This is a genomic window from Ramlibacter rhizophilus, from assembly GCF_004681965.1.
GTDB lineage: Bacteria > Pseudomonadota > Gammaproteobacteria > Burkholderiales > Burkholderiaceae_C > Ramlibacter > Ramlibacter rhizophilus.
On record NZ_SMLL01000006.1, the window covers coordinates 30007 to 56210 of the forward strand.

General features: G+C 67.7%; 33 protein-coding genes, 1 tRNA gene and 1 pseudogene. 3 read left to right on the top strand and 32 right to left on the bottom strand.

The genetic code is table 11. The features are described 5' to 3' along the window. Window positions 1-41 precede the first annotated feature (41 nt). Window positions 42-571: pseudogene (locus EZ242_RS22450) on the bottom strand (methyl-accepting chemotaxis protein); the annotation flags it as partial. A 60-nt stretch (window positions 572-631) separates the two neighbouring features. Between EZ242_RS22450 and EZ242_RS15090 the strand changes: the two are divergent. Further along, on the top strand, window positions 632-1318 hold the full coding sequence (locus EZ242_RS15090; protein WP_135286017.1) for a hypothetical protein: 687 nt from the start codon (window positions 632-634) through the stop codon (window positions 1316-1318). A 10-nt stretch (window positions 1319-1328) separates the two neighbouring features. Here the strand turns inward: EZ242_RS15090 and EZ242_RS15095 are convergent, their stop codons facing one another. The 3 genes from EZ242_RS15095 to EZ242_RS15105 form a co-directional block, all read right to left on the bottom strand. Beyond that, complete coding sequence (locus EZ242_RS15095; RefSeq protein ID WP_135286018.1) at window positions 1329-1832, bottom strand: septal ring lytic transglycosylase RlpA family protein; 504 nt, start codon at window positions 1830-1832, stop codon at window positions 1329-1331. A 201-nt stretch (window positions 1833-2033) separates the two neighbouring features. Beyond that, window positions 2034-2252: a TRAP transporter large permease subunit gene (locus tag EZ242_RS15100; protein ID WP_135286019.1), complete on the bottom strand. Its 219-nt coding sequence runs from the start codon at window positions 2250-2252 to the stop codon at window positions 2034-2036. A 36-nt stretch (window positions 2253-2288) separates the two neighbouring features. Further along, window positions 2289-4034, bottom strand: a complete 1746-nt coding sequence (locus tag EZ242_RS15105) for a PHA/PHB synthase family protein (RefSeq protein WP_135286365.1) — start codon at window positions 4032-4034, stop codon at window positions 2289-2291. A 290-nt stretch (window positions 4035-4324) separates the two neighbouring features. Between EZ242_RS15105 and EZ242_RS15110 the strand changes: the two genes are divergently transcribed. Next, window positions 4325-4906, top strand: coding sequence for an Hsp20/alpha crystallin family protein (locus EZ242_RS15110; RefSeq protein ID WP_135286020.1), 582 nt, complete (start codon window positions 4325-4327; stop codon window positions 4904-4906). Between the two features lie 51 nt (window positions 4907-4957). On the opposite strand, the gene EZ242_RS15115 is transcribed toward EZ242_RS15110, so the two are convergent. From EZ242_RS15115 to EZ242_RS15125, 3 genes are read right to left on the bottom strand one after another with little or no spacing between them, the layout of a single operon-like run. Continuing rightward, complete coding sequence (locus tag EZ242_RS15115) at window positions 4958-5926, bottom strand: Bug family tripartite tricarboxylate transporter substrate binding protein (protein ID WP_135286021.1); 969 nt, start codon at window positions 5924-5926, stop codon at window positions 4958-4960. A gap of 29 nt (window positions 5927-5955) precedes the next feature. Beyond that, window positions 5956-6273 (bottom strand): AtuA-related protein, encoded by a 318-nt coding sequence (locus EZ242_RS15120; RefSeq protein ID WP_135286022.1) that lies wholly within the window; start codon window positions 6271-6273, stop codon window positions 5956-5958. Further along, complete coding sequence (locus EZ242_RS15125; RefSeq protein WP_135286023.1) at window positions 6270-7637, bottom strand: acyclic terpene utilization AtuA family protein; 1368 nt, start codon at window positions 7635-7637, stop codon at window positions 6270-6272. The genes EZ242_RS15120 and EZ242_RS15125 overlap by 4 nt, the downstream gene beginning before the upstream one ends. 69 nt (window positions 7638-7706) lie before the next feature. On the opposite strand from EZ242_RS15125, the gene EZ242_RS15130 reads away from it, so the two are divergent. Then, window positions 7707-8594: a LysR family transcriptional regulator gene (locus EZ242_RS15130; RefSeq protein ID WP_135286024.1), complete on the top strand. Its 888-nt coding sequence runs from the start codon at window positions 7707-7709 to the stop codon at window positions 8592-8594. A gap of 62 nt (window positions 8595-8656) precedes the next feature. Here EZ242_RS15130 and EZ242_RS15135 read toward each other — a convergent pair whose 3' ends face one another. From EZ242_RS15135 to glpK, 25 genes are all read right to left on the bottom strand, one after another. Continuing rightward, window positions 8657-9799 carry a hybrid sensor histidine kinase/response regulator gene (locus tag EZ242_RS15135; RefSeq protein ID WP_135286025.1) on the bottom strand — a complete coding sequence of 381 codons (1143 nt, stop codon included), beginning with the start codon at window positions 9797-9799 and terminating at the stop codon, window positions 8657-8659. Between the two features lie 16 nt (window positions 9800-9815). Further along, complete coding sequence (locus EZ242_RS15140; RefSeq protein WP_135286026.1) at window positions 9816-12308, bottom strand: ATP-binding response regulator; 2493 nt, start codon at window positions 12306-12308, stop codon at window positions 9816-9818. A 24-nt stretch (window positions 12309-12332) separates the two neighbouring features. Beyond that, window positions 12333-12758: an N-acyl amino acid synthase FeeM domain-containing protein gene (locus EZ242_RS15145; RefSeq protein ID WP_240787109.1), complete on the bottom strand. Its 426-nt coding sequence runs from the start codon at window positions 12756-12758 to the stop codon at window positions 12333-12335. Beyond that, window positions 12719-12967 carry a hypothetical protein gene (locus EZ242_RS15150; protein WP_135286027.1) on the bottom strand — a complete coding sequence of 83 codons (249 nt, stop codon included), beginning with the start codon at window positions 12965-12967 and terminating at the stop codon, window positions 12719-12721. Before EZ242_RS15150 ends, EZ242_RS15145 begins: the two co-directional genes overlap by 40 nt. Before the next feature lie 9 nt (window positions 12968-12976). Beyond that, complete coding sequence (locus tag EZ242_RS15155) at window positions 12977-13666, bottom strand: iron-containing redox enzyme family protein (RefSeq protein ID WP_135286028.1); 690 nt, start codon at window positions 13664-13666, stop codon at window positions 12977-12979. A gap of 302 nt (window positions 13667-13968) precedes the next feature. Then, window positions 13969-14045: transfer RNA gene (locus EZ242_RS15160), tRNA-Met, on the bottom strand. 36 nt (window positions 14046-14081) lie between these two features. After that, window positions 14082-14474, bottom strand: a complete 393-nt coding sequence (gene rplQ / locus EZ242_RS15165) for a 50S ribosomal protein L17 (protein ID WP_135286029.1) — start codon at window positions 14472-14474, stop codon at window positions 14082-14084. 198 nt (window positions 14475-14672) lie between these two features. Next, window positions 14673-15662, bottom strand: a complete 990-nt coding sequence (locus EZ242_RS15170) for a DNA-directed RNA polymerase subunit alpha (RefSeq protein WP_135286030.1) — start codon at window positions 15660-15662, stop codon at window positions 14673-14675. 118 nt (window positions 15663-15780) lie between these two features. Then, window positions 15781-16404 carry a 30S ribosomal protein S4 gene (rpsD, locus tag EZ242_RS15175; protein WP_135286031.1) on the bottom strand — a complete coding sequence of 208 codons (624 nt, stop codon included), beginning with the start codon at window positions 16402-16404 and terminating at the stop codon, window positions 15781-15783. Window positions 16405-16534: 130 nt separating this feature from the next. Further along, the gene (rpsK, locus tag EZ242_RS15180; RefSeq protein WP_135286032.1) at window positions 16535-16939 is read right to left on the bottom strand and encodes a 30S ribosomal protein S11; all 405 of its coding nucleotides are present in this window, start codon (window positions 16937-16939) and stop codon (window positions 16535-16537) included. A gap of 18 nt (window positions 16940-16957) precedes the next feature. After that, on the bottom strand, window positions 16958-17323 hold the full coding sequence (gene rpsM / locus EZ242_RS15185; RefSeq protein WP_135286033.1) for a 30S ribosomal protein S13: 366 nt from the start codon (window positions 17321-17323) through the stop codon (window positions 16958-16960). Window positions 17324-17349: 26 nt separating this feature from the next. Beyond that, window positions 17350-17463, bottom strand: a complete 114-nt coding sequence (gene rpmJ, locus EZ242_RS15190) for a 50S ribosomal protein L36 (protein ID WP_011481465.1) — start codon at window positions 17461-17463, stop codon at window positions 17350-17352. Window positions 17464-17490: 27 nt separating this feature from the next. Then, window positions 17491-18810, bottom strand: coding sequence for a preprotein translocase subunit SecY (secY, locus tag EZ242_RS15195; RefSeq protein ID WP_135286034.1), 1320 nt, complete (start codon window positions 18808-18810; stop codon window positions 17491-17493). A gap of 24 nt (window positions 18811-18834) precedes the next feature. Next, the gene (rplO, locus tag EZ242_RS15200; protein ID WP_135286035.1) at window positions 18835-19269 is read right to left on the bottom strand and encodes a 50S ribosomal protein L15; all 435 of its coding nucleotides are present in this window, start codon (window positions 19267-19269) and stop codon (window positions 18835-18837) included. 1 nt (window position 19270) lies between these two features. After that, entirely contained in the window at window positions 19271-19453 is a 183-nt protein-coding gene (rpmD, locus tag EZ242_RS15205) for a 50S ribosomal protein L30 (protein ID WP_135286036.1), read from the bottom strand. Window positions 19454-19467: 14 nt separating this feature from the next. Beyond that, the gene (gene rpsE / locus EZ242_RS15210) at window positions 19468-19989 is read right to left on the bottom strand and encodes a 30S ribosomal protein S5 (RefSeq protein ID WP_135286037.1); all 522 of its coding nucleotides are present in this window, start codon (window positions 19987-19989) and stop codon (window positions 19468-19470) included. Window positions 19990-20006: 17 nt separating this feature from the next. Next, a complete protein-coding gene (gene rplR / locus EZ242_RS15215) occupies window positions 20007-20372 on the bottom strand; it encodes a 50S ribosomal protein L18 (RefSeq protein ID WP_135286038.1) in 366 nt (121 codons plus the stop codon). Between the two features lie 11 nt (window positions 20373-20383). Continuing rightward, window positions 20384-20917, bottom strand: coding sequence for a 50S ribosomal protein L6 (gene rplF / locus EZ242_RS15220; RefSeq protein ID WP_135286039.1), 534 nt, complete (start codon window positions 20915-20917; stop codon window positions 20384-20386). A gap of 16 nt (window positions 20918-20933) precedes the next feature. Next, complete coding sequence (gene rpsH, locus EZ242_RS15225) at window positions 20934-21329, bottom strand: 30S ribosomal protein S8 (protein WP_135286040.1); 396 nt, start codon at window positions 21327-21329, stop codon at window positions 20934-20936. A 21-nt stretch (window positions 21330-21350) separates the two neighbouring features. After that, complete coding sequence (rpsN, locus tag EZ242_RS15230; RefSeq protein WP_135286041.1) at window positions 21351-21656, bottom strand: 30S ribosomal protein S14; 306 nt, start codon at window positions 21654-21656, stop codon at window positions 21351-21353. A gap of 8 nt (window positions 21657-21664) precedes the next feature. Next, complete coding sequence (gene rplE / locus EZ242_RS15235) at window positions 21665-22204, bottom strand: 50S ribosomal protein L5 (protein WP_135286042.1); 540 nt, start codon at window positions 22202-22204, stop codon at window positions 21665-21667. 11 nt (window positions 22205-22215) lie between these two features. Next, entirely contained in the window at window positions 22216-22533 is a 318-nt protein-coding gene (gene rplX / locus EZ242_RS15240; protein ID WP_135286043.1) for a 50S ribosomal protein L24, read from the bottom strand. A 12-nt stretch (window positions 22534-22545) separates the two neighbouring features. Beyond that, entirely contained in the window at window positions 22546-22914 is a 369-nt protein-coding gene (rplN, locus tag EZ242_RS15245; RefSeq protein ID WP_135286044.1) for a 50S ribosomal protein L14, read from the bottom strand. A 194-nt stretch (window positions 22915-23108) separates the two neighbouring features. Next, a complete protein-coding gene (locus tag EZ242_RS15250; RefSeq protein WP_420821255.1) occupies window positions 23109-24707 on the bottom strand; it encodes a glycerol-3-phosphate dehydrogenase/oxidase in 1599 nt (532 codons plus the stop codon). After that, the gene (gene glpK, locus EZ242_RS15255) at window positions 24704-26200 is read right to left on the bottom strand and encodes a glycerol kinase GlpK (protein WP_135286045.1); all 1497 of its coding nucleotides are present in this window, start codon (window positions 26198-26200) and stop codon (window positions 24704-24706) included. The genes EZ242_RS15250 and glpK overlap by 4 nt, the downstream gene beginning before the upstream one ends. Window positions 26201-26204: the final 4 nt, after the last annotated feature.

Below are 26204 nucleotides of genomic sequence, written 5' to 3' on the forward strand. Positions count from 1 at the left end.
GGCAAGCTGTGCGCGCCCCCGCACACCGCCCGGCGCCGCGGTCAGGCCACGTCCGCCTCGGTGCGAAAAGTCCGGACCATGGTCGACAGCGCCGCCGCCTGCTCCTGAAGACTGTGTGCGGCAGCCGAACCCTGCTCGACCAGCGCCGCGTCTGCTGCGTGCTCGTGTCCAGCTGGGCGACGGCCTGCGTGACGAGGCGCAGGCCGGCGCTCTGTTCGCCGGTGGCGGTGGTGATCTCGCGGATCATGGCGGTGACGCGCTCGACGGACTGCACGATCCCTGCCATGTCGGCGCCCGCCAGTTGCACCTGGGTCGAGCAGGTGGCCACCTAGTCCACGCTTTCGCCGATCAGCTGCTTGATCTCGCGCGCGGCTTCCGCGCTGCGCTGGGCGAGGCTGCGCACTTCCGCGGCCACGACGGCGAAGCCACGGCCCTGCTCGCCGGCCCGGGCCGCTTCCACGGCGGCGTTGAGCGCCAGGATGTTGGTCTGGAACGCAATGCCGTCGATCACGCCGATGATGTCGGCGATGCGGCGTGAGCCGGCACTCATGTCGCCCATCGTCGAGACCACTAGCGCCATGGCGGCGGGTTTTCGCTAGCATCAATCACCATGTCGCCGCAGGAGCCCGCCGTGCCCCCCGCAGAAACGCCCGGGACCTCTGAAGGACGCCCGCGGCGCCGGTGGGCTGCGGCCGCCGTGCTCCTCGCGCTGGGGGCAGCTGCGCTGTACGTCGGCGCGCCACGCCTGATGCCGTCCTGGACGGTCCAGACCATGCAGGAACGCGTGACCCAGCTGGATCCCGCGCAGATCGTTCACCTGCGCACGCCTGGCGGCCTGCTGGAGGTGACCACCCTGGAGCGCCTGGAGGAATTCGCCTGGAAGTCGCAGTACACCTGCCGCTTCTTCGACTGCGCCTCGCTGTTGCCTCCCACGATCTCGCGGGTGCGGGCGCGCGCCAGCTACGTGTACCGCCTGCCCCTGGCTGCGCAGTGGACCCTGCACCGGGCAGGCGACCACTACCGGCTGACGGTGCCTGCGCTGGAACTGCAGGAGCCGGTGGGGTTCGCCACGGACAGCATGGAGATCGTCACCGAGCAGAACGGTATTTTCTCGCCGCCCAAGGGCGAGAACCGCGAACGGCTGATCCGCGAGCTCGGACCCGAGCTGGCGCGGCGCGGCAAGCAGGCCCCCTACCTGGCCAGCGCCCAGGCGCAGGCCGAGCGCACCGTGCGCGAGTTCGCGGCGCGCTGGATGCGCGAGCAGGGATCGGAGCCGGCGCTCCCGATCCGCGTCGTCTTCGCGCCGCCGCCCCCCTGATGCGCCGGCTTCAGTTCGCCGCGCCCGCGCCCATCTTCACCGTGCCGTCCGGAAGCGGCACCTCGATGGGCGCGACCTCGACCGGCGCCAGGCCCTGCTCGCGCGTCAGGCCGATGGCCTCGGCACTCGAAGGCGACAGGTCGACGATGCGGCCGTCCACATAAGGGCCGCGGTCCTCGATGGTCACCACGGTGCTCTGCCCGGTCTCGAGGTTGGTCACGCGCGCGGTGGTGCCCAGGGGCAAGGTCAGGCTCGCGGCGTTGTCGTCCTCGGCGCGCATGGGCTTGCCGTTGGCCATCTTCCGGCCGACGAAACGGTCGTGATAGAAGGACGCCTTGCCCACGCGCGGCTTGCCGGTGTGGTCGGTGCCGGACTTCGGCGTCGGCTGCGCATCGGCTTCGCGCGATGCGGCCGCTTCCGACGCCCGCGACTCGGCAAGGGCGGGCGTGGCAAGTGACAGGCACACCCCGAATGCGATCAGGGCCGGCAGCACGCGTCGGTGGGTCAGGGCCATGGGAACTCCCGCAGTTTGTGCAAGGGCTCCAGCCTCGGCCACGCGGCGCATCGAATCGGTCAGGCACGCCCGGTGATCGCGGTAGGAAGGGCCGGTTGCGGCCTGCGCGTGCAGGCCCGATGCCTCATCGATCCCGGCCCACAGCGGTGCCGGCCGGTTCTGCGGCGGCGCGCTGCGCCCGTCCGACGTGCGTCCGGTCGCTCAGTAGAGCCAGCGCACCAGGGCCAGCGAGAGTTGGGGCACGTAGCTCACCACGGCCAGCGCGGCGATCGCCGCCGCAATGAACGGGAGCGTGCCGCGGCAGATCTCCGCGAGCGGCAGGCGGAACACCGCCTGGCCGACGAACAGGTTGATGCCGAAGGGGGGCGTGAAGGCGATCGGGGGCTGCTGGTCGTCGGCAGCGGGCGCTTCGAGTGCCAAGCTCGTCGCTCTGCACGCGCCGCCCTTGCGGGCCCCTCAGCGCTGGTGCACGTAGTCACCGGGCGCCGCCACAGCGCCGCCGTGCATCGGTCGGGGTGCGGCGGCGTCGATGTGGCCGCTCGAGTGACGGCGCAGCCAGCGCTCCCAGGCCGGCCACCAGGAACCTTCCTCCCGGTGCGCGTGCGCCAGCCAGCGCCGCGGGTCGATGGCGGCCTGGCGGCTTCCGTGGGAGGCGTGGTGGAACCAGGCCTTGGGATGGCTGTCGGGGCCGGTCGGCGGGTTCACGATGCCCACGTTGTGCCCGCCCGAGGTGAGCACGAAGGTGGCGGGCGCACGCGCAAGGCGCAGCACCTCGTAGACGGATCGCCAGGGCGAGACATGGTCCCGTTCGGTGGCCAGCACGAACATCGGCAGGCGGATCTCGTCGAGCAGGACCGGCTCGCCGTGGACGCGGTAGCGGCCCTCGGCCAGGTCGTTGTGCAGGTACAGGCGCCGCAGGTACTCGGAGTGCATGCGCGCCGGCATGCGGGTCGCATCGGCGTTCCAGGCGCGCAGCGCCGTCATGGGCGTGTGCGCGCCCATGAGGTACTCGTGCACGAGCTTGGACCAGACCAGGTCCTTGGAGTTGATGAGGGCGAAGGCGCCCGCCATCTGGCGGCCGTCGAGGTAGCCGTGCTCGGCCATCACGTCCTCCAGGAAGGCGATCTGGCTCTCGTCCACGAAGAGCCCCAGCTCGCCTGGCTCGCGGAAGTCCACCTGCGCCGCCAGCAGGGACACCGTGCGCAGCGGCGAGCCGCCGCGCGCGCACAGCAGCGCCGCCGCCATGGACAGCAGCGTGCCGCCCAGGCAATAGCCCATGGCATGGATGCCGCGGCCGGGGTGCAGGTAGTCCACCGCCTTGACCGCGTCGAGGACGCCGAAGTGCAGGTAGTCGTCCAAGCCGAGGTGCGCATCCTCCGCGCCGGGATTGCGCCAGGACACCATCAGCACCGTGTGCCCCTGGTCCACCAGGTACTTCACCAGCGAGCTCTCGGGCGTGAGGTCGAGGATGTAGAACTTCATGATCCAGGAGGGGACGATGAGCACCACCTCCTTGTCCACCTGCTCTGTCGTGGGCGCGTATTCGATCAGCTCGATGAGCGCGTTGCGCATGACCACCCGCCCGGGCGTGAGCGCGACGCCCTGGCCGGGCGCGAAAGCCTCGACGCCGCGCGGCCGGCCGTCGGCCACGACGCGCATCGCATCGTTCCACCAGTTGCCCAGGCCGGTCGCGAGGTTCATTCCCGCGCTGGTGACGGTCTCGCGAAGCACCTGGGGATTGGTGGCCACGAAGTTGGACGGCGAGGCCATGTCCAGCCATTGCCGCAGCGCGAATGCCGCCACTTCCTCATGGTGGCGGGAGACCCCTCGCACCCCCTGCGTCGCCTCGCCCCACCAGGCCTGCGTCAGCAGGAAGCCCTGGGCCAGGGCGCTGAAGGGAAAGGCCTGCCACTCGGGCTGGCTGAACCGCTTGTCCTGCGGCGCGGGCGTGATGCAGTCCTCGCAGGGCCCCTGCATGGCACGCAGCACGAATCGCGACCACGCCATCGCCTTCTGCATCGCACTGCCGGTGAGCGCAAGCTGCCGCGACGGCGTGACCATGAGGTGGACCAGCCAGTCCGCCTGGGCCTGGGCCAGCGAGGCCGGCGACAGTCCGTGCGCGAGCCGGGCGATGGCGAGCTTGAGCGGCAGGTCGATGGCCTCCGGTCCGACCGCCGGCGTGGGTGCCACGTCCGGCGGCATCGGCGCCGGCAGCGGCTTGGGCCGCGGGGCCGTGCGGCGGGAGGACGTCGCGCGCGGCAGGTCGCGGCGCGGGCGCAGGTGCGGTCGGCTGGCAGGCATGGTCGGCTTCCGAAGCGGCTGGACGATGCACAGCGTACCCGCGCCGGGCGCTGCCAAGCTTGTTCCACGTCAACTGAAGGGCCTGACCCTGTCGGACGGCACCGACGCGCTGTCGCGGCGCCGTCCGACTCAAGCCGGCCGGCGCGGCTCCCACTTCAGGAGCCTCGAACCACTCGTGAAGGAGGCTGAAGATGATGTCCCGTTTCGTCGTTCCGTTCGGCACCGGTTCGCGCGCGCAGGGCGCGGGCGATCCGTTCAACGAGCTTCACCACGCCATGAACCGGCTGTTCGACGACTTCCTGGTGGGCGGCGCCACCCCGACCGGCGCACAGTCGCAGGGCGCGCCGATGGCCGTGCCGCGGCTGGACGTGCGCGAGGGCGACAAGGAGATCGCCATCTGCGCCGAGCTGGCCGGGGTCAAGCCCTCCGACGTGGACCTGCGCATCGAGGGCAACGTGATCACGCTGCGTGGCGAGAAGAAGAACGAAGCGCAGCAGGAGCGCGAGGACTACCACGTGATGGAGCGCAGCTTCGGCCGCTTCCAGCGGTCCATCCAGCTGCCTTTCGCGCCCGACCCGGAGCAGGTGCGGGCGAGCTTCGAGCACGGCGTGCTGACGGTGCGCGTGCCCAAGCCCGTGCAGCAGGAGCGCAGCCGGCGCATCGAGATCCAGGGCGCGGCCCCCGAGAACGACAAAGGGCGCATCCTGGATGCGCCCTCGCAGGAGCCCGCCACGGAAGCCCAGGACAAGTCGGCGGACGCCACCCGTCACTGAGCGCGATCCGCGGCGCGCCGGGGCGACCCCGGCGTGTCGCGGTGCCCGTGCTTACTGCGGCTCGATGCCGGCTTCCTTGATCGCCTTGGCCCACTTGGCCGTCTCGCGCTTGCTGCGCTCGGCCAGGGCCTGGGGCGTTCCGGGCTCGACGGCGAAGCCGATGGCCGCGAACTTCTCCTGGATGTCCTTGTTCTGCGCCGCAGCGTTCACCGCCTGGTTCAGCTTGTTGACGATCTCGGGCGGCGTTCCGGCCGGCGCGAACACCGCGAAGTAGGCGATCAGCTCGTAGTCCTTCAGGCCCAGCGCTTCGTTGACCGTGGGCAGCTCGGGCACGGCCGGCGAGCGCTTGCTGGAGGTCACGGCCAGGCCGCGCACCTTGCCGGCCTTGACCTGCGGCAGCATCACCGCGAAGTCGGCGCTGAACATCATCACCTGGCCGCCGATCAGGTCGGTCATGGCCGCCGGGCCGCTCTTGTACGGCACGTTGGTCATCTTGATCCCCGCCATGCTGTTCATCATCTCGGTGGAGACGAGCTGCGAGGTGCTGGCGCTGGCGAAGGTGACGTGGCCCGGCTTGCTCTTGGCCAGGTCCACCAGCTCCTTGAGCGTCTTGGCCGGCACGTCGTTGTTGACGGACATGATCAGCGGCACCGAACCCATGTAGGCCACCGGCGCGAAGGCGGTGTCCTGGTCGTAGGGCAGCTGCTTCATCAGGCTCTTGAGCGCCGCGTTGGTGCTGTTGGTGCCGATGAGGATGGTGTAGCCATCGGGCGCGGCCTTGGCCACTTCGCTGGCGCCCAGCATGCCGTTCACGCCGGGCTTGTTCTCGATGATGATGGGCTGGCCCAGCGTCTCCGACATCTTCTGCGCGAAGGCACGGCCGATCTGGTCGGTGGCACTGCCGGCGGCGAAGGGAACGACCGCGCGAACGGGCTTGGCGGGATAGGTCTGCGCAGCGGCCACGCCGGCCCAGACGAGGGCGGCGGACAGGATGGCGAGGGACCGGCGGGTGAAGGGCATGGTTGTCTCCGTTGTTGAAGCGATTGAGTTTAGGGAAGGCGCACGGGCAGGCTCAAGAGAAGAAACGCGAGGCTCTTGCCGTGCGCATCAACGTTGAGCGAACCATTGACGCCGCCGTCGAGCACGTCGTCGATGACGAAGTTCATGGCCTGCAGCCGGGGCAGCAGGTAACGCTTGACCGCCGTCGGCCGCCGATGAGCGAAGAGTTCGGCAACACGCGACTCGGTGACCTGCTCCACCAGCAGCGGCCAGTGCGCCGGGTCGTGCGCGATCACGCTGATGGAGCAGCGGTTGCCCTTGTCGCCGGTGCGGCCGTGGGCCAGCTGGTGCAGCGGGACGGTGCTCATTCGACGAAGCTCCAGCGCGGCGCGAGCCATTCGCGCGGCACGTAGCAGGAATCGCTGTGCAGGCGCGGCGTGAGCTGGGTGCGAACGCCGCCGCCGCCCGCCGGGCCGCAGGTGTAGAGCGCAGTCACTTCATGGGCCAGGGCCGCGGCCTGCTCGCGCGAGGCGCAGGCGCCAGCGACGCGCAGCCGTATTTCCGGTGCGCTGGCGGGGAGGGCAGCGCCGTCCCACCAGCGGCCCGCATCGTCGGCGAACACGCTGGCCGCGCCGACGAGGTCACAGCGCAGCGCGACGGGCGGCTCGGGCATGCGCCCCGCACGCTCGCGCACCACCTGCGCGGCCAGCCGCGCGCGCGCCGCGGCGTTGGGACCGGCATAGGAGATTTCGCCCTCGGCGAGCCAGCCACCTTCGTAGCAGACGGTGGCCTTCAAGGTGGGCGGCGCGGGATGGCCGCGCACGCCGCGCACCTCCACGCGGTCCTTCGCCAGGCGCGTGACCTCCACCTCGCCCAGGTCCGCCACCACGTCGGGTGTCAGGTAGGCGCGGGGGTCGTGGATCTCGTAGAGCAACTGCTCGGTGACGGTGCGCCGGTCCACCAGGCCACCGGTCCCGTCGGCCTTGCCGACGACCATGCGCCCGTCCGCATGCACCTCCAGGATGGGAAAGCCCACGTCGGCCAGGCCGGGCACGTCCTTGAAGCCCGGGTCCGCGAAATAGCCGCCGGTGACCTGCGCACCGCACTCCAGCAGGTGCCCGGCCATGGTGCCGGCCGCGATGCGGTCCCAGTCGTCCTCGGCCCAGCCGAAGTGCGCGAGCAGCGGCCCCAGGGCCAGGGACGGGTCGGCCACGCGACCGGTGACCACCACCTGCGCGCCGGCCCGAAGCGCCTGAGCGATCTCCCGCGCGCCGAGGTAGGCATTGGCGCTGACCAGCTCGCGCCCGCGCAGCGACTCGGGCAGCAGCGACTGCAAGGCATCGGGGGCGAGGGCGGCCATGAGATCGTCGCCCTCGACCACGGCGACCTTCAAAGGGCCCAGCCCCAGTTCCTGCGCGAGCAGTTGCAGCTGCCGCCCGGCGCCCGCCGGGTTGGCGGCGCCGAAGTTGCCGACGATCGGAATGCCCGCCTTGACGCACAAGGCCAGCACCGGGCGCAGGTAGTTCGCCAGGGAGGGCTCCCAGCCGGCATCGGGCTGCACCCGCCGGCGCAGCTGGGCCAGGGCCAGCGTCCGCTCGGCCAGGGTCTCGTACATGAGCACCGCCGGTCCGCCCTGCGCGGCCAGCGTGCGCGCCACCGGCAAGCCGGCATCCCAGCGGTCGCCGGAGAAGCCGGCGCCGCAACCGATGCGCAGCGGTGAAAGCGTGTCCATGGCGCGATCCTCTTCCTGCAGGTCCGATCCGTAAAATGGATTTTTCGAATGCATTCATCCACACGAACAATGAATCTCTCGGTCCGAGACCTGGAGGCCTTCCTGGCCCTGGCCGACACGCAGCACTTCACGCGCGCAGCCGAGCGCTGCCACCTGTCGCAGAGCGCCTTCAGCCAGAAGATCGCGCGCATCGAGCGCGCCGCCGGGGTACGCCTGTTCGAACGGTCCACGCGGCAGGTGGCGCTCACGCCCGAGGGCCAGGCTTTCGCCGAGGAGGTCCGGCGCATCCGCAGCGACCTGCAACACGCCCTCGCGAGCCTGCAGGACCTGACGACGCGGCGCGTGGGCAAGGTGGCGGTGGCCGCCCTGCCTTCGGCGGCCGCCGTGTGGATGCCACCCGTGATCGCCCGCTACCGCGCGGCCTGGCCGCAGGTGCGCGTGCAGCTCTTCGACGCGCTGGCGCAGCATGGCCTGGACCTGCTGCGGGCCGGCGCGGTCGACCTGGCCATCACGGCCGGCGGCGATCTGCGGGAGTTCGACCTGGTGGAGCTGAAGCAGGAGCGCTTCTGGCTCGTCTGCCCGCCTGGCCATGCGCTGGCCGGCAAGCGCCACGTCACGCTGAGGCAGCTGCAGGGGCAGGAGGTGGTGCACCTCGCGCGCAGCAGCAGCGTGCGCCAGCGGCTGGAGGCCGCCTGGCCCGATGCCCTCGGTCAGCCGGGCGCGCTGGAGGTGGAGCACCTTGCGACCGTCGCGTCGCTCGTGGCGCAGGGCCTGGGGGTGAGCGTCGTGCCGGAACTCACCCTGTTCCACTTCGAACGCGCCGGGCTGGCGCGCGTGCCCGTGCGCGACCCGAGTCTGGTGCGGCCCATCGTTCTTGCCCGTCGCAAAGGCAAGGCGCTCTCTTCCGCGGCGCAGGCCATGGCCGACGAGATCGTGAGGCAGCCGCGGGCGAAGTGAACGCGGCCTCGGCTGCGCTTCCGCCCATGGAAGACCCGCCGGACGACGGCGGGTTGCTGCCGCTAGCCCATCGGCAGCGTTGAAAGAAACTTCAGCGTCACGGACGTTCCCTGGCCCTGCGTCGACTCGATCTCCACCGAGCCGCGCCCGTCCTGCATGACGCGCTGGCAGAACATCAACCCCATTCCGCTGCCGCCGACCGTCGAACGGGTGGTGACGCGCGTCTTGGTCAGCTGCAGCAGGATGTCAGGCGCGATCCCAGGGCCGTTGTCTGCCACGCGAAGCCAGCCATGCTCCGACCCGCCTGCATCCACCTCGCTGCCCACCTCGATGCTCAGGCTGGGATCAGTGCAGCCTTGAAGTGCCTGAAGCGCGTTCTTGACCAGCGTGCAGAGGACCAGGTAGACCAGGTCGCGCCGGCCTGGCAGCACGAAGTCACGCTGCACGGACACCTTCACGACGGCACGCTCGCTGGCCTCGAACGGGTACTCCGCTATCAGGGCATCGAGCAGGCCTGCAGCATTGAATTTCTGGGGTGCCGCATCGGGGAAGGCGTCACGCGCCGACTGCAGGAAGGATTGGACCAGCGATTGACAGTACTGAGCGCTGCGCCCGATGCGCTCCAGGGATCCCAGTATTTCGCCAAACGCGTTCTGGAACTGCGCGACGTCCCCAGGCGCGTCAGGCAGGCGCCGATCGAGAATGGCGGTGAGGCTGCCGCGAATGGTCGTCAAGGGCGTCGTCAGCTCATGCGCCAGGAACCCCAAGGTCTCTCGGACCGCCACGGCACGGCTCTCGTTTTGTGCCCGCTGCAGTGCGGCGACCCGATAGACCTCGAGTGCCTCGCGCAATGTCTCGCGCGTCAAACCGTCGTCCAGCGGCTTTTCCAGGATCCGCAGAACCCGTCCTTCGTTCACGGCGGCGATGGCAACGTGCTTGTCCGCGTACGCCGAGGCGAGCAAGCGGACGAGGTGCCGGTGGCTGCGCTGAACGTGGGTGAGCAGCCGCAAGCCATTGCCTTCGGGCATGCGGTAGTCCGTGCACACGACGGCGAAATCGCTGCCACGCTCTGCCAGCAGTTCGAGCGCTTCCCGGAAGCTGCCAGCGACGCTCACTTCGAACTCGTCGGAAAAGCGCCGCTCGAACCAGCGCCGCGACACGGACTCGTCATCCACGAACAGGATGCCCCGTGCGTCTACCTGCATCGGAAACCGCCTTTCGTCAAACCTGCGGTGGCACGGTGTGTTGCTGTGCGTAGGCCCTCAACTGCTTTTCTGTTTCGTGGGCCAGCTTCTTCAGCGTCGGCAGCCATTCGTCGGCCGCCTTGCACGCACCTTCCTCCCGCATGGGAACGTAGATCTTGCGCACGGCCTGGTGCAGCGCCTGGGCGCCAGCCTCCCCACTCAAGCCCAGCAGCGAATGCAGCAGGTCCTCCAGGCGGCGCGAGTCATCCTGCCGGGCTACCTCTTCAAGCGAGACCATCAGGCGCTGAATCTCCGGGACGTACTCCGTCAGCAGGTCGTCCAGCAGGTCCAGGCGTCCGTAGCCTTCCAGACGGCGGTAATCCAATAGCGGCTCCGTCAGCGGCTCAGGCGCTTTCGCCGGCTCGCTTCCTTCGAAGGCCTGCCCCGCTCCGGACAGCAGCAGCCTCGAGATCGTGGCCGTGAGCACATCGGCCGTCACCGGCTTGACGAGGAACCCGTCCATTCCAGCCTTGCGCGCAGCGTCCAGCATCTGCGCATCGGAGTGAGCGGTCAGTGCGACCGCCGGAATGCGCGACCACGCAGCCGTCGCGCTTCGGATCTCCTGCACCGTCTGCAGGCCACCCTTGCCCGGCATGTTGATGTCCAGGAGCACAGCATCGATCTCCACGCCGGCCATCAGTTGTTGCAGCACCGCCTGCCCATGGTCGACCTCGACCACCTGCGCCCCGGCTTCGCCGAGGAAGGCGACGACAGCCCGTCGGTTCGACGCGCTGTCGTCGGCCACCAGGATCCGGCGGCCTTCCAGCAGGCGCTGGGACACGCCGGCGGGCTGGGTGATCGCGCCGGCAAGCGCCCGGGCAAGCGCCACTTCCGAGCCGGGCTTGGCAACGAAGGCATCGATGCCCACACGCCGTGCCTTGACGCGGGCGGTCTGTTCAGGCTCGCTGCTGTACACCACCAGGCGCGCATCGGTGTTGAGCGGCACGTCGCCGCGGCGAATCCTGCCGGCGAGTTGCCAGCCATCGACAATCGGCATCCGCAGATCCAGCAGCACCAGGTCGTAGCGCGTGAGCGCCAGCATTTCCAAGGTACGCTGGCCGTCGCCCGCTTCATCGATGCTGACTTCCAGCATGCGCAGTTTCTGGCGTGTGGCCGATCGCTGGGCCGCGTCGTCATCGACCAGCAGCAGGCGCCGTCCGGACAGCGCCTGCCTGGCGGATGCCAGGACCTGCGCGGCGTAAGCCTCTTGCTGCGCAAGGGGGATGACGGGGAACCGCATGGTGAATTCCGTGAACTCGCCCAGGCGCGAGTCGCAGGTGATGTCGCCGCCGAACCCACGCATCACGCGGCGGCAGTACCGCAGCCCCAGGCCCGTTCCGCCTTCTTTTCCGATGGACCGGAACGGCTCGAACAGGCTCTTGAGTCGCGCCGCCGCGATGCCAGGCCCGGTGTCGCGCACTTTCACCGCGTGCCCGCCGACCGTGATGGTGATCCGCATCGCCGGCGCCGAAGGCACGAGGTAAAGAGCGTTCTTCAGCAGGTTGAACAGCACATAGAGGTAGGCCGTCTCCTCGCCCTTGAACTGGAAGTCCTCCAGGACGATCACGTCGATCCGGTCGCGAAGCGACGCATCCTCGTAGCCGTAATCCTCGACCGCCTTGCGGACGACCTCTGCCGCGGAACACGGACAGAAGGACGCGTTGTCCAGGGGACGCTCGTCATTGACCTGCGCCAGGGTCATTGAAATCACCTGCAGCCCACGATCGATGGCCTGCTCTCCCTGGGCAAGGTGCCGGTAGAGCTTGTCCAGGTCGGACGGAGCCAGGGGCTGGGTCGTCCAGGCGCCCGGAGCCGGCAGGAGCTTCTGGACCTCCTGCATGCTGTGATGAACCTGCCCCAAGGGGTGCCTCATCTCGTGGGCGATCGAGCCAGCGATCGCCGCATAAGCCTCGCGAACCTTGTTGGCGGTGGCGCGTTCGAGTGCGAGCTTGAAGAACGTTCCGCCAACGACGACCAGCGCAAGAATCGGAAGCCGGGCAATGTAGTTCGCCGGGACGGTGGCGCCAGGGTCCGAGGCCCAGAAGGCAATGGCGGCCGCCCCGAATCCAAGCGTCAGCATCGAGATCATGTTCCGCCAGTCCGTCATCAGGATGACGAAGAAGGCGGCCATGAGCGTGTTGCCGACGGCCACGGTGCCTCCGCCGTTCTTCAAGGACGTGAACACGAACATGAAGGGCAAGGTGAAGATCAGGGCGAAGTAGGAGTAGCCATAGAAGTAGGGCCGGGCGCGCTCCGGCCAGTACTTTCGCAGCAGCAGCAGCGCACACATCCCGGCTGCTGCAAGGCGCAGCCACAGATCGTCATAGACCGGCTCTGCTTTCGTGAAGCGAAGCAGGTAGAACAATGGAAAGCACACGGTCCCAAGCAGGCCCGCGTACCAGTGCATGATGGGCTCGCGCTCGTGATAGCTCTGGTAGCGGTCCAGGAGATCTCGGATCAGTGTCAGCATGGCCTATTCCATCCTCGGCGAGGATCAGTGCGCCGTCACCTGGCGACCACTGAGGCTGGCGAGCACCTCCGTCGCATAGCCATGAATCAGGGTATAGCGCTTGTCCGTGCCCGCCAGGGGCACGTCAGCGGCGAAGCTGTTGAAGGCGAAACGCCGGTAGAGGCGACCCAGCACGTGCGTGCAGGATGCGTACAGGTTGTCGACGCGAGTCAGCGTGCACGCATAGTCGAGCGACAGGAACAGGCACTGGCGCAACGCGTTGACATCGCTGCGGTGCGCCTCGTCGAGCACAAGGCGTCCAACTTCCCAGCAGGTGCCCGGATGGCTAGGTGCCTGCGGACCAAGGTGCTTGAGCAGATCATCGGTTAGCGTGAGCCCCAAGCCCATCGGAACGAGCCGGATGGTGCCGATCAGGCGGCCGCCGCGTTCGAATGCACCGACAAAGCCCAATTCGTCTCTTTTTTTTCGAGCGAGACAAAGCTATCGCCTGCCGCCGTGTGAGCGGACAGGTCGATGCCGCCGCGAAGCGGAAGCACGGCCTCGATCTCCTGCGGGGTTTTCAGGTGACGCAGAACCACCGGATCGTCAGCCACATCGCTGTTCAGCGCCATCGGAAGCGCTGAGCGCACCGCAATGGCCTGGGTTGGCATGAAGCTCATGGGAATCTCCTAGGAATTTCGGGCGGCCACTTGCTCGAGCAGTTGTCCGGTCAGCGAGAGCGTGGTGAGCGCCACCTGCTGGACCAAGGCCTGCTGCTGCGGCGATTGCGCGAACCGGGTGATCATCTCTTCGACCTGCTTGATGTGCTCTTCGTCGGCTTCGGCATGGGCGCCGAAGAAGGTGACGTTCTTGCTGGTCAGCTTCAGATCGGCGCAGATCTTTGCGAAGGGGGCCTGGATGTGTTCATAGATGCCCTCGGCCCAGAAGCTGTACCCGAGGCGGGCCACGGGTCCATACCGAAGGGAGACATAGTACAAATAGCCGATCAGGGCCTCGGTGGCAGGGAGCGGCGCCCGCAGGAGATCCGACTCGTCGAACAGTTCGATGCTGCGCAGGTCGTGCACGACCATCTTCTCGTGTCCCAACTCCTCCGCGGCGTGCCGGTAGACGAACTTGAGCAGTCCTTCTGGCGCCGGAACGAATGCGGCAACCGCCTGATTCATCGAGTTATGCCTGGAGTAGTGCCATACCTGAAGCATCAGGTCACGGTACAAGGCATGGGTGACCGGCCGGTCCATGACCTGGCGCCAGAAGGCGCCCTGGCGGATCACCTTCCATTGGTCATCGACGGCAAGTCGAAGGGCTTGAATGAATTCAGTGGACAAAAGGAAAGCTCCGGGCAAATGCTTCCGGATCATGTCACCGCGCCTGACATTCACACCCTGTCAGAACTGACAGGTTCGGTTACAAATTATGACCGGTAACCCTGTGGCGAGGCGGCGCCTCATGGTCTGAGCGCCTTCTGCGCTGGCGAGTGATCCCGTGCTTCCACGCGCCTCGTGCCGAGCCGCCTACTACTCCGGTGGCCGCTAAAGGCCTTGCCTGTTCGCAGGACCATGGCCGAGGCGAAACCGAGAGGTGGGCGAAGGGGGCGTCTTTGCGGCGCGCCCATGAGAAAACCCGCCGGATGTCTGGAAGACACCTCGGCGGGTTATCGGATTGGTTGCGCGGGCAAGATTTGAACTTGCGACCTTTGGGTTATGAGCCCAACGAGCTACCAGGCTGCTCCACCGCGCGTCAGAAGAAAAAGATTATAGACCGAAACGAAGCCGATTACTCGGTCGCGGGTGCTTCGTCCGAAGAAACTTCCGGACGGTCCACCAGTTCGACCAAGGCCATGGGCGCGTTGTCGCCGACGCGGAAGCCCATCTTGAGAATGCGCGTGTAGCCGCCGGGACGGGTCTTGAAGCGCGGCCCCAGATCGTTGAACAGCTTGCTCACGATGTCGCGATTGCGCAGGCGGTCGAAGGCCAGGCGCTTGTTGGCGACCGTGGGTTCCTTGGCCAGCGTGATCATGGGCTCGACGACGCGGCGCAGTTCCTTGGCCTTGGGGACCGTGGTCTTGATGGCTTCGTGTTCGAGCAGCGACACCATCATGTTGCGCAGCATCGCCTGGCGGTGCTCGCTGGTGCGGTTGAGTTTGCGAAGTCCGTGTCCGTGACGCATGGTGATCTTCCTTTCCTTATCTCAAAGGCAGCCGGATCAGGTACTGCCAGTTTCACCGGGGCCCCAGGGCCCCACTCGGACCGCCCGAATAACATGCAGCGCGGTCCCTACTGTGGAGAGGATCTGGCTTCGCCGGACCTCTCCACACTGACTTTCAAAACCACTGAGAAGTCGCGCAGCGATTTCTCAGTGGACGTCTCAGCGCTTGTCGAGGCCGGCGGGCGGCCAGCTTTCGAGCTTCATGCCCAGGGTAAGGCCGCGCGAAGCGAGCACTTCCTTGATCTCGTTGAGCGACTTGCGACCCAGGTTGGGGGTCTTGAGCAGCTCGTTCTCGGTGCGCTGGATCAGGTCACCGATGTAGTAGATGTTCTCGGCCTTCAGGCAGTTGGCCGAGCGCACCGTGAGCTCGAGCTCGTCGACCGGGCGCAGCAGGATCGGGTCGAACTGCTGCGAGGTGCGCTGCACCGGCTGGTCGAAGGCGGCCAGTTCGCTGCCTTCCAGTTGCGCGAAGACGGCCAGCTGCTCGACCAGGATCTTGGCCGAGGCGCGCACGGCGTCTTCGGCGGTGATGGCGCCGTTGGTCTCGATCTCCAGGACCAGCTTGTCCAGGTCGGTGCGCTGCTCGACGCGGGCGCTCTCGACGGTGTAGCTCACGCGCTTGACCGGCGAGAAGGATGCGTCCAGCACGATGCGGCCGATGGATTTGGTCGGCTCGTCGGCGTAGCGGCGCATGGTGCCCGGCACGTAGCCGCGGCCCTTCTCCACCTTGATCTGCATGTCGATCTTGCCGCCCTGGGACAGATGCGCGATGACGTGCTCGGGATTGATGATCTCGACGTCGTGCGGGGTCTGGATGTCGGCGGCCGTGACCGGGCCTTCACCATCCTTGCGCAGCGACAGCGTGACCTCGTCGCGGTTGTGGAGCTTGAACACCACGCCCTTGAGGTTCAGCAGGATCGCGACCACGTCTTCCTGGACGCCGTCGATCGACGAATACTCGTGAAGCACACCGGCAATGGTGACTTCGGTTGCCGCATACCCGACCATCGAGGACAGCAGCACACGCCGCAGGGCGTTGCCCAGCGTGTGGCCGTAGCCGCGCTCGAAGGGCTCCAGCGTCACCTCGGCGCGGTTGGGGCCCAGCTGTTCCACGTTGATGGACTTGGGTTTCAGCAAATTGGTTTGCATGCAGGACTTCCTCTCAATACCCCCGGCTCGTTACACCGGTAAGGCTGGTGAAGCGCCCGGCCGCGGTGCCCCGCGGCCAGGAACGAAAAAACAGTGAGACCAGCGCGCGGATGCGGGATCAGCGCGAATACAACTCGACGATGAGCGATTCGTTGATGTCGGCGCCGAACTCGTCGCGGTCCGGAACCTTCTTGAACGTGCCTTCGGCCTTGTCGGCATTGACTTCGACCCAGGCGGGGATGCCGACCTGCTGCGCGAGCTGCAGGGCCTCGACCACGCGGTTCTGCTTCTTGGACTTTTCGCGCACGGCCACGACGTCACCGGCCTTGACCAGGTAGGACGGGATGTTCACCGGCAGGCCGTTGACCGTGATCGCCTTGTGCGAGACGAGCTGGCGCGCTTCGGCGCGGGTCGAGCCGAAGCCCATGCGGAACACCACGTTGTCCAGGCGGGACTCCAGCAGCGCCAGCAGGTTGGCGCCGGAGTTGCCCTTGCGGCGCGAGGCTTCCTCGAAGTAGCGGCGGAACTGCTTTTCGAGCACGCCGTACATGCGCTTGACCTTCTGCTTCTCGCGCAGCTGCAGGCCGAAGTCGGAGGTGCGCTGGCCCGAGGTGCGGCCATGCTGGCCCGGCTTGGAGTCGAACTTGGCCTTGTCGCTGATCGAGCGGCGGGCGCTCTTGAGGAACAGGTCCGTGCCTTCGCGGCGGGAGAGTTTGGCCTTGGGGCCGAGGTAACGTGCCACAGTCGTGTCCTTGTTGATGCTGCCGCGGCCATCCGCCGCGGGAGCCGGTCATCGGTCGATGCCGGCGGTGGGCTTGGTTGAACGAAAAAACCGGCCTCTCAGTCGGCCGGCGTCGAGTGAGCCGGGCGGCTCAGATCCGGCGACGCTTCTGCGGGCGGCAGCCGTTGTGCGGCACCGGCGTCACGTCGGAGATCGAGTTGATGCGGATGCCCAGGGCGGCGAGCGCACGCACCGAGGACTCGCGACCCGGGCCGGGGCCCTTGATCTCGACGTCCAGGTTCTTGATGCCCTGTTCGATCGCGGCGCGGCCGGCGACTTCGGAGGCGACCTGCGCGGCGAAGGGCGTGGACTTGCGGGAGCCCTTGAAGCCCTGGCCACCCGAGGACGCCCAGGACAGCGCGTTGCCCTGGCGGTCGGTGATGGTGATGATGGTGTTGTTGAAGGAGGCGTGGACGTGCGCGACACCGTCGGACACGTTCTTGCGGACCTTCTTGCGCACGCGCTGGGCGGCGTTGCTGGCGGGAGACTTGGCCATATCGAATCTCTTTCCCGGTTATTTCTTCAGAGCCTGGGCCGCCTTGCGCGGACCCTTGCGGGTGCGGGCATTGGTGCGGGTGCGCTGACCGCGCATCGGCAGGCCGCGGCGATGGCGGAAACCACGGTAGCAGCCGATGTCCATCAGCCGCTTGATGTTCATGGTGGTTTCGCGGCGCAGGTCACCTTCGATGGTGAACTGGCCGATCTGGTCGCGGATCTTCTCGAGGTCGGCGTCCGTGAGGTCCTTGACCTTCTTCGAATAGGCGATGCCACAGGCCTCGCAGATCTTGCGGGCGCGCGTGCGGCCGATGCCGAAGATGGCCGTCAGACCGATCTCAGCGTGTTGGTGCGGCGGGATGTTGATGCCAGCGATACGTGCCATGTGCGTATTTCCTGTAACTCTGGGGGTCAGCCCTGGCGCTGCTTGTGGCGCGGATCGGTGCAGATCACGCGGACAACGCCCTTGCGACGGATGATCTTGCAGTTGCGGCAGATCTTCTTGACGGAAGCCGAAACTCTCATGTGTCTTTCTCCTAAATGCCTGGGGCTTCAGCCGCCCACCGTTGTCTTGAAATTCGCCTTCTTGAGCAGCGATTCGTACTGCTGCGACATCAGGTAGTTCTGCACCTGCGCCATGAAGTCCATGGTCACGACCACGATGATCAGCAAGGACGTGCCACCGAAGTAGAAGGGCACGTTGTAGCGAAGGATCAGGAACTCCGGCAGCAGGCACACGAGCGTGATGTACACGGCTCCGGCCAGCGTCAGGCGCACCAGGATCTTGTCGATGTAGCGGGCCGTCTGGTCACCCGGCCGGATGCCGGGGATGAAGGCGCCGCTCTTCTTCAGGTTGTCGGCCGTCTCCCTGCTGTTGAACACCAGTGCGGTGTAGAAGAAGCAGAAGAAGATGATGGCCGCCGCGTAGAGCATCACGTAGATCGGCTGTCCCGGCGAGAGCGTGGCCGCGATGTCGCGCAGCCAGCGCATGGAGTCGCCGGTGGCGAACCAGCCCGCCACCGTTGCGGGCAGCAGGATGATCGACGACGCGAAGATCGGCGGGATCACGCCGGCCATGTTCAGCTTCAGCGGCAGGTGCGAGGACTGGCCCCCGTACACCTTGTTGCCGACCTGCCGGCGCGCATAGTTCACCAGGATCTTGCGCTGCCCCCGCTCGACGAACACCACGAACCAGGTCACCACCGCCACCAGCGCCACGATCAGCAGCGCGATCAGGATGCTCATTGCGCCGGTTCGCACCAGCTCCAGCAGTCCGGCGATCGCACTGGGCAGGCCCGCGGCGATGCTCGCGAAGATCAGGATCGAGATGCCGTTGCCCAGCCCGCGTTCGGTGATCTGCTCGCCCAGCCACATGAGGAACATGGTGCCCGCCGTGAGGCTGACCACCGTGGTCATGCGAAAGCCGAAGCCGGGGTTGATGACCAGGCCCGCCGACGCTTCCAGCGCGATGGCGATGGACAGCGACTGGAAGATGGCCAGGCCCAGCGTGCCGTAGCGCGTGTACTGCGTGATCTTGCGCCGCCCGGCTTCGCCCTCCTTCTTCAGCTGTTCCAGCGTGGGGACCACGTAGGTGAGCAGCTGCATGATGATGGACGCCGAGATGTACGGCATGATCCCGAGGGCGAACACCGCGAAGCGCGAGAGCGCGCCGCCCGAGAACATGTTGAACAGGCTCAGGATGCCGCCCTGCTGACCCTGGAACAGGGCCTGCAGCTGCGTGGGGTCGATGCCCGGCACGGGGATGTGCGCGCCGATGCGGTAGACCACCAGCGCGAGCAGCAGGAAAACCAGCCGGCGACGCAGGTCGCCGAACTTGCCGGTCTTCGCGATCTGGGCTGCACTAGTGGCCACTGCAAGCTACCTCGAAGGAAACGTTCACTCGGCCAGGCTGCCACCGGCAGCTTCGATCGCGGCCTTGGCGCCGGCGGTCGCACCGATGCCCTTGAGCTTCACCGCGCGGGCGATCTCACCGGACTTGATGACCTTGACCACCTTGCAGATCTCGGGGACGAGGCCCGCTGCCTTGAGGGCGAGCAGGTCGACCTCGTCCGCGCCCAGCTTGTCCAGCGAGGTGAGCGAGACTTCGGCGTTGAACTTCAGCAGGTGCGACTTGAAACCGCGCTTAGGAAGGCGGCGCTGCAGCGGCATCTGGCCGCCTTCGAAGCCGACCTTGTGGTAGCCGCCCGAACGCGACTTCTGGCCCTTGTGGCCACGACCGGCGGTCTTGCCCAGGCCGGAGCCGATGCCACGGCCCACGCGGCGACGCGCCTTGCGCGCACCCGGGGCGGACTTGAGAGTGTTCAGTTCCATGTCAGAGCACCTGTACCAGGTAGGCGACCTTGTTGACCATGCCGCGCACCGCGGCCGTGTCTTCGAGTTCGCTCACGCTATTGAGCTTGCGCAGGCCCAGGCCCCGGACCGTCGCGCGATGCGAGGCCTTGGTGCCGATCGGGCTGCGAACGAGCTTGATCTTGATGGTTTTCTGTTCAGCCATGTGCATAGCTCCGGTCAGGCCGCGAACAGGTCTTCGACCGACTTGCCGCGCTTGGCCGCCACTTCCCCAGGGGTCGTGGAGTTCTTGAGCGCGTCGAAGGTGGCGCGAACCATGTTGTAGGGGTTGGTCGAACCGTGGCTCTTGGCCACGATGTCGGTGATGCCCATGACCTCGAACACGGCGCGCATCGGGCCGCCGGCGATGATGCCGGTGCCCTTGGGGGCCGGCGCCATCATGACGCGCGCGGCGCCGTGGTGGCCCACCACGTTGTGGTGGATGGTGCCGTTCCTGAGGGACACCTTGGTCATGTTGCGACGGGCTTCTTCCATCGCCTTCTGCACTGCCGCGGGCACTTCCTTGGACTTGCCCTTGCCCATGCCGACGCGGCCGTCGCCGTCGCCCACCACCGTGAGGGCGGCGAAACCGAGGATACGACCACCCTTGACGACCTTGGTCACGCGATTGACCGCGATCATCTTCTCCCGCAGGCCGTCTTCCGGACCGTCACCCTGGGGCTTCGCTTGCATTTTTGCCATTTGTGTATCCGTGTCCGTTAGAACTGCAGGCCCGCTTCACGGGCGGCATCGGCCAGAGCCTTGACGCGGCCGTGGTAGGCGAAGCCGGAGCGGTCGAAGGCGACCTTCTCGACACCGGCAGCCTTGGCCTTCTCGGCGATCAGCTTGCCCACGACCTGGGCGGCCGAGGCGTTGCCACCCTTGCCCGAACCCCCGAGCTGCTCGCGGATGTCCTTCTGGGCGGTGGAAGCGGAGGCCAGCACCTTGCTGCCGTCTTCGGAGATGACGGCAGCGTAGATGTGCAGGTTGGTGCGGTTGACGGTCAGCCGCGCCACGCCTTGCTGGGCAATGCGGATGCGGGTCTGACGGGCGCGGCGCAGGCGCTGCTCTTTCTTGGTCAACATGATGCGGCCCCTTACTTCTTCTTGGTCTCTTTGATCGTGATCTTCTCGTCCGCGTAGCGGATGCCTTTGCCCTTGTAGGGCTCGGGCGGACGGATCGCACGAATCTCGGCGGCCACCTGGCCGACGCGCTGGCGGTCGGCGCCCTTGATCACGATTTCCGTGGGCGCGGGCGTGGCGACGGTGATGCCGGCGGGCATGTCCTTGTTGACCGGGTGCGAGAAGCCCACGGCCAGGTTCAGCTTGGCGCCCTGCGCGGTGGCCTTGTAGCCCACGCCGACCAGGCTGAGCTTCTTCTCGAAGCCCTTGGTCACGCCCACGACCATGTTGTTGACCAGCTGGCGCATGGTGCCGCTCATGGCATTGGCTTCACGCGACTCGTCGACCGGCTTGAAGGTCAGCTTGCCGTTGTCGTTGACGACCTTGACCAGGGCATTGGTGGACAGCGACAGCTGGCCGCCGGTGCCCTTGACGCTGATCTGGTCGTCCTTGATCTGCACGTCCACGCCCTGCGGGACGGCGACCGGGTTCTTTCCTACTCGGGACATTGCTCTTTCCTTCCCTTTAGGCGACGTAGCACAGGACTTCGCCGCCCACGCCGGTGGCGCGCGCCTTGCGGTCGGTCATCACGCCCTTGGGCGTGGTGACGATGGCGACTCCGAGGCCGTTCATGACCTGCGGAATGGCGTCGCGGCCCTTGTAGATGCGAAGGCCGGGACGGCTCACGCGCTCGATGCGCTCGATCACCGGACGGCCGGCGTAGTACTTGAGGGCGATCTGGAGCTCGCTCTTGCCGCCTTCCTGCTTGACCTGGAAGCCGTCGATATAGCCCTCGTCCTTCAGCACCTGGGCGATGGCGACCTTCAGGTTGGAGGACGGCACGCTCACCGTGGCCTTGGCCACCATCTGCGCGTTGCGGATGCGGGTCAGCAGGTCGGCGATGGGATCACTCATGCTCATGTTCTGTCTCTCCTGCCTGGCTTACCAGCTGGCCTTGATCACGCCCGGGATGTCGCCGGTGAAGGCCATCTCGCGGATCTTGTTGCGGGCCAGTCCGAACTGGCGGAAGGTGCCGCGCGGGCGACCCGTGATCTCGCAGCGGTTGCGAAGCCGGGTGGGGTTGGCGTTGCGGGGCAGCTGCTGGAGGGCCAGGCGCGCGGCAGCGCGCTCTTCGCCGGTCTTCTTGGCGTCTTCGGTGATCGCCTTCAGTTCCGCGTGCTTCTTCGCGTACTTGGCGACCAGTTTTTCTCGCTTGAGCTCGCGCTCGATCAAAGCTTTCTTAGCCACGGTGTACCTCAGGACTTGAACGGGAAACGGAAGCCGGACAGCAGTGCCTTGCACTCTTCGTCGGTCTTGGCCGTGGTCGTGATGCTGATGTTCAGGCCGCGCAGGGCATCGACCTTGTCGTACTCGATCTCGGGGAAGATGATCTGTTCCTTGACCCCGATGTTGTAGTTGCCGCGGCCGTCGAAGGCACGGGCGGACACACCGCGGAAGTCACGCACGCGCGGCAGCGCGATGGTGACGAAGCGGTCCAGGAATTCGTACATGCGCGTGCCGCGCAGCGTCACCATGGTGCCGATGGCCTGGCCTTCGCGGATCTTGAAGCCGGCGATGGCCTTCTTGGCCTTGGTGATCACGGGCTTCTGGCCGGCGATCTTGGTCAGGTCGCCGACGGCGTTGTCCATCACCTTCTTGTCGGCCACCGCTTCCGAGACACCCATGTTCAGGGTGATCTTGGTCAGGCGCGGGACCTCCATCGGGGACTTGTAGCCGAACTTCTGGGTCAGCTCGGGGACCACCTTCTCGAGGTAATGCTTCTTGAGTCGTGCCATGTCGATGCCCCTCAGGCCGCCTTGATTTCGTCGCCGGAGGACTTGAACACGCGCACGCGCTTGTCGCCCTCGACCTTGATGCCCACGCGATCGGCCTTGCCGGTCGCGGGATTGAAGATGGCCACGTTGGACTGGTGGATCGGCATGGATTTCTCCACGATGCCGCCCGTGGTGCCCTTCATGGGATTCGGCTTGGTGTGCTTCTTGACCAGGTTGATGCCCTCGACGACCACATGGTCCTCGTCCTTGCGCAGCACCACGCGGCCCCGCTTGCCCTTGTCGCGGCCCGCGAGCACGATCACTTCGTCGCCTTTGCGAATCTTGTTCATGAACGCGTCCTCTTACAGAACTTCAGGGGCCAGCGACACGATCTTCATGAACTTCTCGGTGCGCAGCTCGCGCGTCACCGGGCCGAAGATGCGGGTGCCGATCGGCTCCAGCTTGTTATTGAGCAGCACGGCGGCATTGCCGTCGAACTTGACTAGGGAGCCATCGCCACGGCGGATGCCCTTGGCGGTGCGGACCACCACGGCGCTGTAGATCTCGCCTTTCTTGACGCGACCGCGCGGGGCAGCTTCCTTGACGCTCACCTTGATGATGTCGCCCACGCTGGCGTAGCGACGCTTGGAGCCACCGAGCACCTTGATGCACAGAACGGACTTCGCACCGGTGTTGTCGGCAACTTCGAGCCGAGATTCAGTCTGGATCATTGCAGTGTTGTTCCCAACTTGTTCCGAAGGCTCCCTGAAGGACGATCCCACAGGGCATCGGAGCAGTCTTGGGCCCGCCGTCGCAGCGCCCTGCCAGGTAGCGGCAGGCCGAAGCTTCGAATGGGCAGAAGTTCGCCAAAAAATGGCGAGCCCGCGATTATGACCGATTGAAAGGCTTTGTCAACAGTCGGGCTCTACCGCACTTCCCGCAGGTAGCTCGCGGCCAGTTCGGCGAAGGCCGCCGCCTGCGGATCGGCGCCGGTCTCGGCCTGCAGGATGGCGGCGACCTGCGGCCCCAGCGCGGCGGCCAGGGCGGCGTCCAGGAAGAGGAGCCGGCTGCGCCGGGCGAGCACGTCTTCCACCGTGCGGGCGTATTCGTGGCGGGCCGCGAAGCGCACCATGGCCTCGGACAGCCCCCCGCCGAGCTGGTGCTCGCGTCCGGGCAGCTGCGCCAACTGGCCGGCTTCGCTGCCATACAGGTGGGGGCCGGGGGCGGCGGCGATCGGGTGCACCGCGGCCTCGCGCCCGGGCGCGCCCACGAGGCGCAGCTCGCGCGTGAGGCCGGTCGGCCCGGTCGGCAGCAGGCCCGCCCGGACGCACTTGTCCAGCACGTCCTCGGCCATGGCGCGGTAGGTGGTCCACTTGCCGCCGGTGACGGTGACCAGACCGCTCTTGCTCACGAGCACCGTGTGCTCGCGGCTGATGGCCTGGGTGCGCTCGGCGTCGTCGCCGACCGGCCGCACCAGCGGGCGCAGGCCCACCCAGACGCTGCGCACGTCCTCGCGCCGGGGCGCCCGGACCAGGTAGCGGGCCGATTCGGACAGGATGAAGTCCAGCTCGGCGGCGAAGGGCCGGGGCTCCTGCGGCAGGTCCGTGCGCGGCGTGTCCGTGGTGCCGAGGATCAGCTTGCCGAGCCAGGGCACGCCGAACAGGACCCGGCCGTCGGCCGTCTTGGGCACCAGCAGCGCATGGTCCCCCGGCAGGAACTCGCGGTCCACCACCAGGTGCACGCCCTGGCTGGGCGCGACCATGGACTCGACCGCCCGGCCGATGGCCGCGCCGTCCTGGCGCCGCAGGGCATCGACCCAGACGCCGGTGGCATTGACCACGCAGCGCGCGCGCAGCTCGAAGGCGCGGCCGGACTCCATGTCGCGGCAGGCGACGCCGCTCACCCGGCCCTGCTCGTGCAGCAGGCCGGTGGCGGCGCAGTAGTTGACGACGAGGGCGCCGCGGCTCGCGGCCGTGCGCGCCAGGGCCAGGGCCAGGCGGGCGTCGTCGAACTGCGCGTCCCAGTACTTGACGCCGCCCTTGAGCCCGTCGCCGCGCGCCGTGGGCAGGCAGGCCAGGGTCTGGCGGCGGCCGAGGAATTCGGTCGCGCCCAGGCCGGCGCGTCCGGCCAGGCCGTCGTAGACCTTCAGGCCCAGGCCGTAGAAGGGCGTCTCCCAGTGCCGATAGGACGGCATGACGAAGGGCAGGGGCTGGGCCAGGTGCGGCGCGTTGCGCAGCAGCGTGGTGCGCTCGTGCAGGGCCTCGCGCACCAGGGCGATGTTGCCTTGCGCGAGGTAGCGCACGCCGCCGTGCAGCAGCTTGGTGGCGCGCGAGGAGGTGCCCTTGGCGAAGTCGTGCGATTCGACCAGCACCACCGACAGGCCGCGGGCGGCAGCGTCCAGCGCCACGCCCAGACCGGTGGCGCCGCCGCCGACGACCGCCAGGTCCCAGGTGCCCGGCGCGGCCAGGCGCGCAAGCAGCTCTTCGCGCCGGGTCGGCGCGGCCAGGGGGGTTGCGCCGCTCACGATACGGCCCAGCCCTTGGCGCGTGCCACCGCCTCGCGCCAGCGGGCGAGCTTGGCCTCCCGCTCGGCGGGGGCCAGGCGCGGCTCGAAGCGGCGCTCGGCCCGCCACTGGGCAGCGATCTCGCCGGCATCGCGCCAGAAGCCCGTGGCCAGGCCGGCCAGGTAGGCGGCGCCCAGGGCGGTGGTCTCGGTCACCTGGGGGCGCACCACGGGCACGCCCAGGAAGTCGGCCTGCATCTGCATCAGCAGGTTATTGCGGGAAGCCCCGCCGTCCACGCGCAGCTCGGTCAGCGGCAGGCCGGCGTCGCGCGCCATGGCGGCGAAGACATCGGCCGACTGCAAGGCGATGGCCTCCAACGCCGCGCGGGCGATGTGGGCCCGGCCCGTGCCGCGGGTCATGCCCACCAGCGTGCCGCGGGCATAGCCGTCCCAATCGGGCGTGCCCAGGCCGGCAAACGCCGGCACCAGGTACACGTCTTCGGTGTCGTCCACCTGCGCCGCCAGCGACTCGACCTCGGGCGCCGACTGGATGATCTGCAGCCCGTCGCGCAGCCACTGCACCGTCGCGCCGGCCATGAAGACCGAGCCTTCCAGGCAGTAGGCCGTGCGATGCGGCCCCGGCGGCCCCTGCCAGCCGATGGTGGTCACCAGCCGGTTGCGGCTTGCCACCGGCTGCGCGCCGGTGTTCATCAGCATGAAGCAGCCGGTGCCGTAGGTGTTCTTGGCCAGGCCCGGCGTGAAGCAGGCCTGGCCGAAGGTGGCGGCCTGCTGGTCGCCCGCGATGCCGGCGATGGGGAGCGCGCGGCCGAACAGGGCCGGCTCGGTCTCGGCGATGACACCGCTGGACGGCACCACCTGCGGCAGCACCGCGCGCGGCACACGCAGCAGCGCGAGCAGCTCCTCGCTCCAGTCCTGCGTGCGCAGGTCCAGCAGCATGGTGCGCGAGGCATTGCTGGCGTCGGTGGCATGCACGCGCCCGCCGGTGAGGTTCCACACCAGCCAGCTGTCCACGGTGCCGAAGGCCAGCTCGCCGCGTTCGGCGCGGGCGCGCGCGCCCGGCACGTGGTCCAGCAGCCATTCGAGCTTGGTGCCGGCGAAGTAGGCGTCGATCACCAGGCCGGTCTTGCGCTGGATGCGCCCCGCATGGCCCTGCGCCCTCAACTCGTCGCAGCGCGGGGCGGTGCGGCGGTCCTGCCAGACGATGGCGTTGCCCACCGGATGGCCGGTGGTGCGGTCCCACAGCAGCGTGGTCTCGCGCTGGTTGGTGATGCCGATGGCCGCGATGTGCTCGATGCCGCCGACCTGGGCCACGGCCTCCAGCGCGACGGCGTGCTGCGTCGCCCAGATCTCGCGCGGATCGTGCTCGACCCAGCCCGGCTGCGGAAAGAGCTGCCGGAATTCCTTCTGCGCCATGGCGACCGGCTGGCCGGCATGGTCGAAGACGATCGCACGAGAGCTGGTCGTGCCCTGGTCGAGGGCGAGGATGTACTGCATGGGG